The sequence below is a fragment of the Paludisphaera sp. genome, assembly GCF_037189885.1.
Lineage (GTDB): Bacteria > Planctomycetota > Planctomycetia > Isosphaerales > Isosphaeraceae > Paludisphaera.
The window spans coordinates 1-13563 of record NZ_JBBCIR010000026.1 but is presented as its reverse complement, the minus strand read 5'-3'; the positions used below and the strand labels follow the sequence as shown (position 1 = coordinate 13563).

Genomic DNA, 13563 nt, shown 5'->3' with positions numbered 1-13563 from the left:
TTCCGGGGGGGGGGGGGGGGGGGGGGCGTCGGCGGGGCCCCGCCGGGGGTGACGTGGACGGTGAAGCTTGCGGCGGCCGTGCTCCCGTCGGCGCCGTGGCCGACGACGGTGACGGTCGCCGTCCCGGCCGCGAGGGGAGTGACGACCAGCTTGTCCCCGCGCAGGGTCGCCGCGGCCACGTTGGGGGCGTCGCTGACCGCGGAGTACGCCCGGTCGGCCGTGGTCACGTCCTTGATGAGGACGAGGTTTTCGAGCTGCACCGCCGAGCCAGCCTTGTAGTTCATCAGCGGGATCGAGTCCAGCGGCGAGGCGTAAGGCCCCGGCGCGGGGACCGGCGTCGCGGCGATGGAGTCCATCACCGCCAGCCCGGACTGCCCCACCACCCGCCCGAAGACGGTGAAGCCGCCGTTCTGGTTGTCCAGGTTCGCGGCGTTGGAGTCCGACAGGTTGAAGAAGAACTGGCTCGTCGCGCTGTTGGGGTCGTTGCCGAGCTTCGCCATCGCGATCGTCCCGCGCGTGTTCGACGCCCCGAACTCGTTCTGCACCGGGGAGTCGGCCGGCGTCTGCTCGATGCCCGGCGTGGAGTTGAGCCGGAAGCCCCCCGCCTGCCAGACGAAGCCGGGGACCGACCGATGGACGATCGAATTCGCGTAGGCCCCCTTGTTCACATAATTGAGGAAGTTGGCGACGGTCTTCGGCGTGGTGGCGGGGGTCAGCAGGACCGGGATGGTGCCGTGAGTGGTGTTGAAGACGGCGAAGTCGGCCTTGCCGTCGGGATCCTGGAAGTGGGCGCCCAGGTCGACGGTCGCCGCGGCCGAGCCGGCGGGCGCGGCCACGTCCGGCAGCGGCGCGGTGACGGCGATGGTCATCAGCGCCCGGGTCTCCAGGCTCTCCACCCGGCCCCAAACGCGAAAGCGACGGGCCCTCGACGGCTTGCTCATCGGCCGCACTCCGATCATGCTCGGCGGCCTGGCTGCGCGGTGCGGCGACGAAGGGGCGAATCCGGCCAGGGCCGTTGGTTCCAGCGAAGACGCGGGCGTCGGGGAGGCCAGGCGGGGAATCGCCCCACAGCCTCCGCGCCCGATAAAGGACGAGACGTGCCGCCCCTGGATACCCCGAATCGGCCACGGCGGACAGGCCAATTTCCGCGGCGGCCCAGCCGAGCCGGCGATCAGCCGGGCTCGATCCCCAGCTCGCGCAGCCTGGCCTCCATCATCTCGGCCCGGCGGCGCGCCTCCTCGGCGCGAGCCTCCGCCTCCTGGCGCGACAGGCGCTCCGACTCAACGCGAGCCTCCGCCTCCTGGCGCGACAGGCGCTCGGCGTCGGCCCGCCTGGCCTCCGCGTCGGCGCGGCGGGATTCCTCGTCGGCGCGACGTTGGGCTCGCTCGCGGGAGAGGCGTTCCGACTCGGCCCGCTCCCCCTCCTCCAGCGCCATCCGCTCGGCGCGGCGGCGGCGACGACGCTCGGCGCGGGCGATCCGACGCGCCGCCTCCTCGTCCTTGGCCAGCTCGCCGAAGGTGCGGAACGGGCGGCCGTCCGGGCGCAGGATGACCAGGGCCTCCTTGCGGCGGGGGGCGTCGAACGTCACCCCCAGGCGAGGGGACGTCCAGCCGTCGGCCTTGATCGGCCGGAGGCCGTCGGGGCGCCGCAGCCAACCTTCCAGCTCGCCGGAATCCGGGTCGTAGAAGTAGTATTCCTCGACGCCCCGTGCGTCGTAGCGACGCCGCTTCTCGGCCATCTCTTGCGGCGTGTTCGTATGCGAGGCGACCTCGAAGACCACCTGCGGGACGACCCCGTCCTCAACCCACTCGCGATAGGATCGCCGGTCTCCCTTGGGGCGGCCGAAGACGACCATGGCGTCGGGGGCCATCACGTCCGTCTTGTCCCCCTTGGTGGCATACCAGAGGAGGTCGCCGGCGACGAAGACGTCGGGGTACGCGGCGAAAAGCGCGTCGAGCCCCTCCTTGATGGTGACGATCCAGCGGAACTGGGTGGTGCTCTCGGCCATCGGCCTGCCGTCGCTGGAGGGGTACTCCGGTTCGTCCGGGTCGACGTACATCGTCGAAGCGCGGGGGTCGGGACGGGCGGTGCTCATAAAGAGGGCTCCCTCCGGGTCGCCTCGGTGCAAACGTCCAGTATTTGTAGCACGACCCCCGCGCCGACGCCAGACGGGATGCCGCGGCATCGGGATCACGCGCCGGACGAGTGGCGATCGCCTTCCAGCAGGACTTCCCTCAGCACGACCGCTTCGTTGTGCTCCTCGTCGCGGGCGGCGTAGACGAGCGTGACCGTCCCCTCCCCGGCCAGGGCGCGAAGACGGCCAAGCTCCTCGGCGTGGTGTCGAAGCTCGCCCCGATAGCGGCGCCGGAACTCGTCCCAGCGTTCGGGATCGTGGCCGAACCACTTCCGCAATTCGGTGCTCGGGCCGACGTCCTTCATCCACTCGTCGAGCGCGGCCTTCTCCTTGCTCACCCCGCGCGGCCAGAGCCGATCGACCAGGATCCGCGCGCCGTCGTCGGGCTCGGCCGGAAGATAAGCCCGCTTCAATCGGACGCGCGACGGGACAAGTGATGACTTCGGCATGGGCGCGACTCCCGGAGGCATAACCAGGCCCGGGGCAACGCCGGGCGATCGGCCCCCGGTATTCTACGGGCTGCCACCCCGCCCGACTTCCCCTCTCGCGAACCATGACCCAGAATGGATGGAGGCGATGCCGCCCCATTGATCCCGCCGACTCGGCCCGATCTCGACCACCCGCTAAGGTGTATCCGTGGCGATCCCCGACTATCAGACGATCATGCTGCCGATGCTGCGCTTCCTCGCCGATGGGAAGCCCTGGAGCATTCGGGACTTGAACCATGCCCTATCGGATCACTTCGCCCTCACGCCGGAGGAGCGAGAGCAGCGCGTGCCGAGCGGTCAGATGCCGGTCATCGTGAACCGCGCGAGTTGGTCGAGGATGTCCCTGCGTATCGCCGGACTGATTGAGGGGGCGGGCAGGAATCCCGTTCGAATCACGCCGCTTGGCCAGTCCGTTCTGGCCGAGTCTCCTGATCGCATCGACGTGAAATTTCTTGAGCGGTTCCCAGCTTACAAGGAATATTTCGAGGCCAGGGGCCAGGGACGGGAGAACGCGGCGAAGCGATCGCCGCTGGTGGTCGACGATAAACGCACTCCGCACGACCTCATCGAATCCGCCCATGAGTCGATCCGACAGGCCACGGCGGAGGAACTTCTATCCCGCCTGAAAACTTGCTCGCCGTCGTTCTTCGAGAGCGTGGTGGTGCGGCTGCTGATGGCGATGGGGTATGGCGGGGTGGCGGGCCATGGGAGCGTGACGGGGAAGTCGGGGGATGGCGGGATCGACGGGGTGATCCGGCAGGACAAGCTGGGGCTCGACGTGGTCTGCATCCAGGCCAAGCGATGGGACGGGCCGGTGGGGAGGCCCGTGGTGCAGCAGTTCGTCGGCAGCATGGATTACTATCGGGCCAAGAAGGGGGTCATCCTCACGACCTCCACCTTCACCAGGGACGGCATGGATTTCCTCGCGCGGATCGAGGGGAAGACGGTCGTCCTCGTCGACGGCGACCGCCTGGCGGAACTGATGATCGACCACGACCTGGGCGTGACCACGACCAGGACCTACGCCCTCAAGGAGGTCTCCAACGACTTCTTCGACGAGGACGGGATCTGACGCGGCCCGGCGCCGCGATCGGCTACAATCGCGGGGACCACGCGAACCTCGGAGGACGCCCGCGATGCCGCGAATTCCACGATCACGACCGCTCGCGACGGCGCTGCTCGCCCTGATCGCCGGCCTGGCGCCGACGCGGGGGGAGGAGCCGCGGAGGCCCGAGGCGCTGCTGCTCATCGACGGCGGATCGCGGCTGCTCGTCGCCAATCGGGGGACGGGGACCGTCGCGGTCGTGGACGCGAAGGGGCGGCGGGTCGAGGAGGAAGTCGCGATCGGCCGGGGGCTCTCCGACCTGCGCGCGACGGCCGACCCGGACGTCTGGCTGGCCGTCGACCAGGAGGCGGGGGAGGTCGTCCGCATCGTCAGGCGCGGGGGGACGATCGCCCGGCTCGACGCCGTCCGCGTGGCCGACGACCCCACCCGCGCCGTCGTGCACGGGGACGGCCGCCGCGCGATGGTCGTCTCGCGATGGTCGCGGCGGGCGACGTTCGTGGAGTGGGGCGCGACGGACGCCCTTTGCGCCGTCGCCGCGGTCGACCTGCCGTTCAGCCCGCGCGAGGCCGCCGTCCTCCCGGGGGGCTCGGAGGCCGTGGCGACCGACGCCTTCGGCGGCCGGCTCGCGCTGGTGGACCTGGACGCGATGGTCGTCCGTCGCGTCCTGACGCTCCCCGACCACAACCTCCGCGCCCCAACGATCACCCCCGACGGCCTCGGCGTGGCGATCCTGGCGCAGAACGGCGTCCCCAGGGCCAACACCTCGCGGCAGGACGTCGAGTGGGGGCTGGTCATGCGGAGCTGGATCCGGGTCGTCCGTCTCGACGACCTCCGATCGCCCGGCGCAACCGACGCCGACCTCGTCGCGAACTCGAGGATCATTGTTCTGGGGACGGTCGGCAAGGGCTCGGCCGATCCTTCGGCGCTGGCGTTCGGGCCGAGGGGAGAGGCGGTCGTCTCCATGGCGGGGACGGACCAGGTCGCCTCGGCCCTGGCGCTGGGCGAGCCTTACGAGCGGTTCTCGGTCGGCCGCGCGCCGGTCGCGCTGGCGATCGACGCCGAGGCCGCGACCGCCTACACGGCGGATCGGTTCGACGACGCCTTGACGGTCGTGGACCTGACGGCCGGCAAGCTCGCGGGGGTGGTCGCCCTCTCGGCCGCCGCCGGGATCGACGGCCGCCGTCGCCCCGCGACGCTCCTGGAGGAAGGGGAGTCGCTGTTCCGCGACGCCCGGGTCTCCGAGGACGGCTGGATGAGCTGCCACACCTGCCACGCCGACGGCCACGCCTCCGACGTTCTGACCGACACCATGACCGACGGATCCTACGGCGCGGCGAAACGCTCCCCCTCGCTGCTGGGGATCGCGGACACCGCCCCGTTCGGCTGGACGGGAGCGTCGCGAAGGCTCCAGGACCAGATCCACACGTCGATCACCACCACCATGCGCGGCCACGAGCCGGCCCCGCGGCAGATCGAGGCCCTCGCCGCCTATCTCCGCTCGCTCGACCCGCCCCGGCCCGAGCCGGTCGCCGACGCCGATGCCGTCGCGCGGGGTCGCGCCATCTTCGAGTCCAACGGCTGCGCCGACTGCCACGCCCCGCCGGCCTACACCACGCGCGGAAGCTACGACGTCGGCCTGGTCGACGCCGTAGGCAACCGCGAGTTCAATCCGCCATCGCTGCGGGGCGTCGGCCGCCGTCCCGCCCTGCTCCACGACGCCTCGGTCATGTCGCTCCCGGACCTCTTCCGGCAGGCCCGCCACCCGGACGGCGGCGAGCTGACCGACGCCGAGATCGCCGACCTCGCGTCATTCCTGCGGTCCCTCTAGCATCCGGCGGAGGTGGGAGCCGCGTCAGGGGTCGCGATCGCACTGGCTTCCCCATCGGCGTCGCGCAGCGCCTTCCAGTACGACCGAAGGAAGCAACCGGAGAGCAGGAGCCAGGGAAGGCCGTTGAATATGACTCGCGGCCCCCGGTCGCGCTGAAGGGCTACTCCAAGCTCCTTCCGGAGCAGATCCTCGTCCACGCCGAGCGCCATCGCCAGTTCCGGCGACACGTCGCTAGCGACAAACACGTGGTGAGTGGCTTCCAGCGGGTAAGCGGCGAGGGCCATGAAAAGCGTGAACAATGCCATCAGCAAGTACACTCTGAACATCATCATTTCCCGGCCGAGTAGGGATCGAACCCTCGGGAGGGCCGGGCGCGAACGGAGATGCCGGCCCTCCCGGTGGATTTCGCCCAAGCCCCGGTCATGGAGCGGGGAAAGTCCCCACCACGATCACCGCAGGCGCGGCACATTCGGGGAGAGTTGGGGGACCGCCGCGTCGAGTCGCGGCACCAGCGGGGAGACGCCGTTCACCGCCCCCCAGCCGTTGCCGGTCGGGCGTTGATAAGGAGTGAACGTGGGTTGGCCGAAGGGCACCGGCTGGTTGTAGAACATGGGCGCGGCGCCGCCGTAATAGCCGCCATAGCCGCCGCCGTAATAGCCCACGCCCCCGTAAGGCACGCCGTACAGGCCGCCCATGGTCAAGTTCTGGCCGTAGTACATCGGCCCGAAGCCGCCGTAGCCGTACGAGCCGTAGGACGAGTTGAAGCCGGTATATGAGTAGCCGGTCACGCCCTGGCCGTAGAAGAAGCCCTGCGCGCGGGCCGACGGCGCGTAGGCCGCCAGCGCCGCCAGCAGGAAAGCCGCCGTGATCGTCGATCGGATCGGTTTCATCGCGTTGGTCCCGTTGGAGCGTCGAAGGAGTAAGGCGCGACGCCTCAACGAGCATTCTAGGCCCGCCCCGCCCCGCGAGGCGGGAAATCGCCCGGACCATCCGCGAATTCCCGCGCGATCGACCGACCCCCCGGCGTCCGCCGCGTTACTTCGAGCCCCCGAGGGGCCGGGACATCGCGGCCCCGAACATGGGGAGCCCGGTGCCGAGCGGGGGGAGCGACGCGTCGAGCGTGGGACCCTGGTAGCCGAGTTGGGGCATCCCCGCGCCGAGTTGCGGCATGCCCGCACCAAGCTGGGGCATCCCGGCACCAAGCTGGGGCATGCCCGCGTTCAATTGCGACATGCCCGCGTTCAGCGCCGGCATCCCGGCGTTCAGTCGCGACATGCCGGCGTCCAACCCCGGCATCCCTGCGTTCAGCCCCGGCATGGCCGCGGTCAGCCGAGACATGCCGGCGTCCAGCCCCGGCATCCCGGCGTTGAGTCGAGGGTCGCCGGCCTGGAGTTCCGCCATCCCGCTTTCAAGATGCGGGACATTGGGCCTGAGGGTGGGAACCCACGGGTCGAGGGGGGCCGCCGGGGAATCGCCGGTCCGCGATATCATGGCCCTGGCCTCGCGGGGCATGGTGCCCAGCCGCGGGGGGTTGTACGCCGTGTACGGCATGTCCGCGGACGCCGCCCGCTGGCGCTCGGCGGCCTGGGCCGCCCGCCGCCGCGCGGCCGCGTTCCGAGATCGCCGCGGCGCCCGGCCCTGATCCGACCACTCCGGGTTGTAAGGGCTCGCCGCGCCGTAGATGCCGTCGACGACCGCCCCGGGGTCGACCCCGGTCGCGTATCCGTTGCCGCCATCCCCCCCGAAGGCGGACCCGAAGGCCGCGTAGGGGTCGACGTTCGGGCCGTATGGGCCCATCTGGGCGAGAGAGGCCGGCGAGCAGGCCCAAAGGGCCACCAGCATGAGGACCGCCGGGACCAGGGTTCGGATCGGCATCATCGCGGTGCTCCGGGGTGGGCGCGGACGGGAGGGAGGCCAGACGCCCCCCTCCCCCGATCGGCTAGTTAGTTTAGTATCGATCGGCCCGAGATGGGAGCAAATCCCGGGATCTTTCCGCAACCTCGGGTACTCCGCTTAGCGCGGGACGGTGTAACCGTACGTCGGCGCGAAGCCCGGGGACGTGTAGGCCGGGTACGTTGGGTAAGTCGGGTAGGTATACTGCTGGGGCTGGATGATCGACCGCGCCGCGTTCACGGCCCGGTCCACCGGGTTGGTCGGCTGCTGGTAATACTGGGCGGTCCCGGGCTGGGCGTATCCGCGATAGCCCGAGTTGTAATACGTCGTGGGGTATCCGGGCCGGGCCGGGGCGTAGGCCTGGTAAGTCGGCTGGGACGTGGTCCATCCATAGCCCGGAGCCTGGCGATAAGTCGGCGTCGCGTACTGGTAGGGCGAGGCGGTCGTGTATCCGTGGGGCGAGTAGGCCCGCGCCCCGTACTGGCCGCCGGTGAGGACGTTCGCCGCGGCTCGCAGCGGCTGGGCCACGTTCTGAGGTATAGTCTGCGCCGGCGCCGAGGCGGACGCGGTCCAGAGCAAGACGGCGGCCCCGATCCCCAGGGTGCTCGCGCGATTGATGGTCATCAAGGTGACTCCTCCTTATTCGAGAATCCCACGCGCCCGCCGGCCGCGACGGCCGACACCAACGGGCGACGCAGTGAGGTCATCGCGAATCGCGCGCCGACGGACGACCGCTTGACCTCGCCGCCGCGCGGGATCACAGTAGGCGTGGCGGCCGGGATTCGCCGGAACCCAGCGAGGAGGGGCCCATGGGAGCGGAAGTCACGGTGCGATTCACGGTCAACGGCCGCGAGCGGTCGGTGGCGACCGACCCCGACCGGACCCTGCTGGACGTCCTGCGCGAGGATCTCGAACTCCGCGGGGCCAAGCATGGCTGCGGCGAAGGGATTTGTGGCGCGTGCTCGGTCCTGGTCGACGGCCGCCGCATGAACGCCTGCCGGACGGCCGTCGCCAAGGCGGCGGGCCGCTCGGTCGTCACGATCGAGGGGCTCGCCGACGGCGACGAACTCCACCCGGTCCAACGGGCTTTCCTGGAGCTGGGCGCCTTCCAGTGCGGGTTCTGCACGCCGGGGATGATCGTCTCGGCCGTCGCCCTCCTCGACGCCAACCCCGCGCCGAGCGACGAGGAGATCGTCGCCGGGATGGACCGCAACATCTGCCGCTGTTGCAGCCACCCCCGGATCGTGAAGGCCGTCCGACGCGCGGTCGAGCTGGCCGAGGGAGGCGCGCGATGAAGCCCCGCGACGACTGGAAGGCCGCCGCCCTGCAAGCCGCCGGCGTCCCGGCCGATTACGACGAGCCCGTCGACGTGGTCCCGTATCGCTTCGACGGCCCGACCCTATCCGAGCCCGATCGCCGCGACGTGCTGAAGGTGCTCGGCGCGGGGCTGATGATCGCCGTCGCGGCCGACGCCGCGGCGGGGAGGGCGACGGGCGAGGAGCCGCCGAGGCGCGGGCGCGGCGGGCCGGGGGGTCGTGGCGCGGCGAGCGTCGCCGCGCGGGTCCACCTGGGAGAGGACGGCACCGGTACCGTCCTCACCGGCAAGGTCGAGTGCGGCCAGGGCGCCCGCGCCGAGCTGGCCCAGGCCGCCGCCGAGGAGCTGCGCGTCCCGTTCGACGCCGTCCGACTGGTGATGGGGGACACCGACTCCGTCCCGGACGACGGCGGCACCTACGGCAGCCTCACCACCCCGATGACCGTCCCGGCGGTGCGCCTCGGGTGCGCCTCCGCCCGGGCGCTGCTGGTCGCCGCCGCCGCCAGGCGTTGGGGCGTCGACGCGTCCGAGGTCGTCGTCGCCGAAGGCAAGGCGAGCGCCGGCTCGAAGCCCGGCGAATCGCTCGCCTACGCCGAGATGGCCCGCGACCCCGACGCCGCACGCGCCATGTCCGCGACGCTCCCCGAGCGCGTCGAGCTGGCGTCGGCGGACGCCTGGAAGACGATGGGGACGTCGATCCCCAAGCCCACCGGCCGCTCCATCGTCACCGGGACGCATGAATATCCGTCCGACGTCGTCCGCCCCGGCATGCTTTACGGCCGCGTCCTGCGCGCGCCGAGCTATGGCGCGACCCTGAAGTCGGTCGACCTGGCCCCCGCGCGGTCGATGCCCGGCGTGGTCGTCGCGCGCGACGGCCCGTTCGTCGGCGTCGCCGCGCCGACCTCGGCGAAGGCGGCCGAGGCGCTCGCCGCGATCGCGAAGACGGCCGAGTGGGACGTCCCCCCGCCGAAAACGTCGAGCGCCGCGCTCTTCGACCACCTCCGCGCCAACGCCCAGGGGGGGCTCCCCGACCGGCCGCCGCACGAGGAAGGGGCGAAGGCGCTGCGGGCGTCCTACGAGGTCTCCTACATCCAGCATTGCCCGATGGAGACCCGCGTGGCGGTCGCCGAGTGGGAGGGGGACAGGCTCACCGTCTGGGTCGGCACCCAGGTCCCGTTCAACGTCCGGGGGGAGACGGCGCGGGCCTTCGGCCTGGCGGAAGACCGCGTGCGCGTCGTGGTGCCGGACTTCGGCGGGGGGTTCGGCGGCAAGCATTCCGGCGAGTACGCCGTCGAGGCGGCCCGGCTGGCGAAGGAGGCGGGCAAGCCCACGCGCGTGGCCTGGACCCGCGCGGAGGAATTCGCCTGGGCCCAGTTCCGGCCCGCCGGCGCGATCGAGATGGAGGCGTCGCTCGACGCCGACGGCGCCATCGCCACATGGCGTCACATCAACGTCAACTCCGGCCCGGGGTCGGTGCGGACCCCCTACCGCGTCGGCAAGTCCGACTGCCGGTTCCTGCCGTCCGACGCCCCGCTGCGGCACGGCTCCTACCGGGCGCTCGCCAGCACGGCCAACACCTTCGCCCGCGAGGCGTTCATGGACGAGCTGGCCGCGCTCGCGGGGGCCGACCCGCTGGCCTTCCGCCTCGGCCTGATCGCCGAGCCCCGGCTCCGCGACGCGCTGGCCGAGGCCGCGTCGCGGTTCGGCTGGGAGGGACGGTCGAAGGCCAGGGAGCCCGGCAAGGGGGTCGGCCTGGCGTGCGGGCTGGACAAGGGGGGCTTCGTCGCCTGCTGCGTCGCCGTCACGGTCGACGAGGCCGAGGGGCGCGTGAAGGTCGACCACGTTTGCGAGGTCTTCGAATGCGGCAAGGTCATCAACCCCGACAACCTCCGCGCGCAGGTTGAAGGGGCGGTCGTGATGGGCCTGGGCCCCGCGCTCTTCGAGGCGGTCGAGTTCGCCGACGGGATGGTCACCAATGGCTCGTTCCGCGACTACCGCGTCCCGCGCTTCGCCGACCTGCCGGCCATCGAGGTCCACCCGCTCGACCGCCCCGATCTCCCCTCCGCCGGCGCGGGGGAGACCCCGATCATCGCCGTCGCTCCGGCCATCGCCAACGCCGTCGCCGCCGCCACCGGCCGCCGCTGTCGCTCCATGCCGCTTCGCCTGGAGCCGCGGGCGTAGCAAGGGAGATTATTGGACATGCATGGCCCTACTCCCTCGTGGGAGAAGACGCCCGAAGGCGGGATGACTGGGCCGCCGGCCTCGCGCCCGCCACCTCGTCCGGAATTATGAGCCGAGAGGCCGTCGTCGCGCGGTTTATCGGCCGCCCTCCTCGCGCCAGGCGCGAAGATTGCAAGGATTCCATCATGCCTAGCCTCGAACAATCCCAGATCGCCACCTGTCGACGATTCGGCGTCAATCCGATTCCAGCGCCGCCGGATCTCAAGGTCGGAATCGCGCTCAACGTCAAGGAAAACCTCGTACCGTTGTATGCTATAAGATATGACCTCGTAGGCGATACCAGCGGCTGGTACATCTGGAGGGGCGAGGAGGTGCCCGACGACCCGGACTTCTTCGTGCCCCTCTGCATCAGCCACCTGGATTCATGGTGTCCCGACGTGCTGCCATACCTCCAGTTGCCGCCCGGATGGCGCGTTATCCTCGCCCCCGGCTATGAGGATGTGTGGGAAGACACCAAACTCCTCGATTAAGCACCCATCTCAATAACGGCATGCTGCGGCCATGGGGAGTTGACGGCGGAACTCCGGGGTACGCCTGAAGCATGGAGACCATCAAATTCGCCGAATATCTTGACCCCGGCGATCGTCTCCCGTATTAAGAGTGCATGGATTCAACTCCGGGGGCCTCTCCCCCTTCCCCTTCTCGGGAGGCGGCGACATGATCGCGGCATGGCTGCTCGGCGGCGCGTTATGCATGGCGACCGGCGACGACGGCGCGGGGCCCCCCGGGCCCGACCGCGCCGCCTACGAGGCGGCCGCCGCCGCCGCCGGCCGCGACGCCTCGGCCCACGTCGACCTCGCCCTCTGGTGCGAGGCCCGCGGTATGGCCGCGGAGAAGGCCCGCCACCTCGCCCGCGCCGTCCTCCTCGACCCCGACGACCAGCGCGCCCGCGGCCTGCTCGGCCAGGTGAAGCGCGACGGCCGCTGGATGCGCCCCGCCGACGTCGCCCGCTCCGTCGAGCGGTCGCCCGACCAGAAGGCGCTGCTGGACGAATATTTCGAGCGCCGCGCCCGGACGGCCGACAAGGCCGACGACCAGTATAGGCTGGCGCTCTGGTGCGAGGAGAACGGCCTGGTCGAGCCGATGGTCGCCCACCTCCGCCGCGCCTTGCAACTCGACCCCGGCCGCGAGGGCGCCTGGCGCCGGCTGGGCTTCAGGAAGGTCGGCAACCGCTGGGTCAACCCCGAGGTCGAGGCCGCCATCAAGGCCGAGCGCGACGCCCAGGCGAAGGCCGATCGCGCCTGGCGGCCGAGGCTGGAGAAGCTCCGCGACGCCCTCGCCGGCAGGGACGACGCCCGGCGGGCCGAGGCCCGCGCGGAGCTGGCGGCGATCGCCGACCCCCGCGCCGTCCCCTCCCTCTTCCGCGTCTTCGCCCGGGGGGGCGTGGAATCCCGGCAGGCGGTCGCGGTCGACGTCCTGAGCCGGATCGAGGGCCCCGAGGCGTCGCTCGCCCTGGCGACCCTGGCCGTCTACAGCCCCCACGCGGCGCTCCGCTCCGACGCCGCCGCCCTGCTCCAGCGCCGCGACCCCCGCGAGTTCGCCGGCTTCCTCGCGCTGCAGCTCCGCGACGAGGTCAAGTACAAGGTGAAGCCCGTCGAGGGCCCCGGCTCCCAGGGCGAGCTGCTCGTCGAGGGGGACGACGCCCACGTCCGCCGCGTCTACCGGCCCATGCAGGCCCCCCAGATCCTCCCGGGCGACCAGATCGCGAGGGACGCGAATGGCAATGTGGTCCTCAATCGGCCCACGGGCGCGGTCGTGGGGACTCCTTTCGAGCCGCGAGATCTCCACAATTTCCTCCGAGGCCGACGGCCGGTCACGACCCTGCCCATCAACATGGGTTTCACGATCGACGGCATCACCGGCCTTCCCATGGCCCCCGAGATCCCATCCGCCTACACCTGGCCGGTCGATCAACCGAACGTCGCCGCCGCGACTCTCGAGCGGGCCGGAGTGCCGATCGGGCTTGCGCGGTCCATTGTCGACCAGATAGCTCAAGATCCCGGGCCGTTGCGGTACCCGGACGGCAGGCCCATCTCTAGCTTTGCGAGCCTCCTCGGGACCAATACCTTGCGGCCGATCTTCCAGAGTTCGCTCCAGTATCCCTACGAGCAAATGGTCGCCGAGGCCAACGCCTCGGCGCTGATCGCGCGAGAGCAGCTCGCGGCCGACGTCGCCGGCATCGAGGCCCACAACGCCCCGATCCGCGAGACCAACGAGCGGGCGATCGCCGTCCTCAAGGACGCCAGCGGGGAGGACTTCGGCAAGAGCCGCGAGAAGTGGATGGACTGGGTGACGGACCTGCACGGCTATGGCCAGCCGCTGCGGGCGGCCTCCACGCCGCCGGCGATGGTCGTCGAGGAGGTGCCCATCGCGTTCCAACCCCAGGCGGCGCCGATCCCCACGACGTCGGTCGTCGGCTTCCGAGTCGGCCCCTCGTGCTTCGCCGGCGGGACGCTGGTCCGCACCCTCCAGGGGGACCGGCCCATCGAGTCGATCCGCCCCGGCGACCTCGTCCTCTCCCAGGACGTGACCACCGGCCGGCTCGCCTTCAAGGCCGTCGTCGAGGCCTTCCACAACCCGCCCAACTTGACCTACGAC

At 71.2% G+C, this 13563-nt stretch carries 13 protein-coding genes and 1 pseudogene; 7 read left to right on the top strand and 7 right to left on the bottom strand.

Translation table 11 applies throughout. The features are described from left to right. From WG209_RS10175 to WG209_RS10165, 3 genes are all read right to left on the bottom strand, one after another. On the bottom strand, positions 1 to 941 hold a 941-nt coding region (locus WG209_RS10175), incomplete at its 3' end, for a peptidylprolyl isomerase (protein ID WP_337174923.1). A 230-nt stretch (positions 942 to 1171) separates the two neighbouring features. Then, entirely contained in the window at positions 1172 to 2095 is a 924-nt protein-coding gene (locus WG209_RS10170; RefSeq protein ID WP_337174922.1) for a Uma2 family endonuclease, read from the bottom strand. A gap of 95 nt (positions 2096 to 2190) precedes the next feature. Beyond that, entirely contained in the window at positions 2191 to 2583 is a 393-nt protein-coding gene (locus WG209_RS10165) for a DUF488 domain-containing protein (RefSeq protein ID WP_337174921.1), read from the bottom strand. 214 nt (positions 2584 to 2797) lie between these two features. Here WG209_RS10165 and WG209_RS10160 point away from each other — a divergent pair. The 3 genes and pseudogenes from WG209_RS10160 to WG209_RS10150 all read left to right on the top strand — a co-directional run. Further along, a pseudogene (locus tag WG209_RS10160) lies at positions 2798 to 3031 on the top strand (winged helix-turn-helix domain-containing protein); the annotation flags it as partial. Positions 3032 to 3064: 33 nt separating this feature from the next. Further along, complete coding sequence (locus WG209_RS10155) at positions 3065 to 3694, top strand: restriction endonuclease (RefSeq protein WP_337174924.1); 630 nt, start codon at positions 3065 to 3067, stop codon at positions 3692 to 3694. Between the two features lie 64 nt (positions 3695 to 3758). Further along, positions 3759 to 5516: a cytochrome c peroxidase gene (locus tag WG209_RS10150; RefSeq protein ID WP_337174920.1), complete on the top strand. Its 1758-nt coding sequence runs from the start codon at positions 3759 to 3761 to the stop codon at positions 5514 to 5516. Here WG209_RS10150 and WG209_RS10145 read toward each other — a convergent pair. From WG209_RS10145 to WG209_RS10130, 4 genes are all read right to left on the bottom strand, one after another. Continuing rightward, positions 5513 to 5821 carry a hypothetical protein gene (locus tag WG209_RS10145; RefSeq protein ID WP_337174919.1) on the bottom strand — a complete coding sequence of 103 codons (309 nt, stop codon included), beginning with the start codon at positions 5819 to 5821 and terminating at the stop codon, positions 5513 to 5515. The two genes, WG209_RS10150 and WG209_RS10145, sit on opposite strands and share 4 nt — an antisense overlap. 144 nt (positions 5822 to 5965) lie before the next feature. Next, complete coding sequence (locus tag WG209_RS10140) at positions 5966 to 6406, bottom strand: hypothetical protein (RefSeq protein WP_337174918.1); 441 nt, start codon at positions 6404 to 6406, stop codon at positions 5966 to 5968. Between the two features lie 145 nt (positions 6407 to 6551). Next, positions 6552 to 7394: a hypothetical protein gene (locus WG209_RS10135; RefSeq protein ID WP_337174917.1), complete on the bottom strand. Its 843-nt coding sequence runs from the start codon at positions 7392 to 7394 to the stop codon at positions 6552 to 6554. Positions 7395 to 7529: 135 nt separating this feature from the next. Next, on the bottom strand, positions 7530 to 8033 hold the full coding sequence (locus WG209_RS10130) for a hypothetical protein (protein WP_337174916.1): 504 nt from the start codon (positions 8031 to 8033) through the stop codon (positions 7530 to 7532). Positions 8034 to 8218: 185 nt separating this feature from the next. Here WG209_RS10130 and WG209_RS10125 point away from each other — a divergent pair, with 185 nt between their 5' ends. From WG209_RS10125 to WG209_RS10110, 4 genes are all read left to right on the top strand, one after another. Next, entirely contained in the window at positions 8219 to 8704 is a 486-nt protein-coding gene (locus WG209_RS10125; RefSeq protein WP_337174915.1) for a (2Fe-2S)-binding protein, read from the top strand. After that, positions 8701 to 10905, top strand: a complete 2205-nt coding sequence (locus WG209_RS10120) for a molybdopterin cofactor-binding domain-containing protein (RefSeq protein WP_337174914.1) — start codon at positions 8701 to 8703, stop codon at positions 10903 to 10905. Before WG209_RS10125 ends, WG209_RS10120 begins: the two co-directional genes overlap by 4 nt. 185 nt (positions 10906 to 11090) lie before the next feature. Beyond that, entirely contained in the window at positions 11091 to 11435 is a 345-nt protein-coding gene (locus tag WG209_RS10115; protein ID WP_337174913.1) for a hypothetical protein, read from the top strand. 187 nt (positions 11436 to 11622) lie between these two features. Then, the coding region (locus WG209_RS10110; RefSeq protein WP_337174912.1) for a hypothetical protein at positions 11623 to 13563 on the top strand (1941 nt) is incomplete at its 3' end.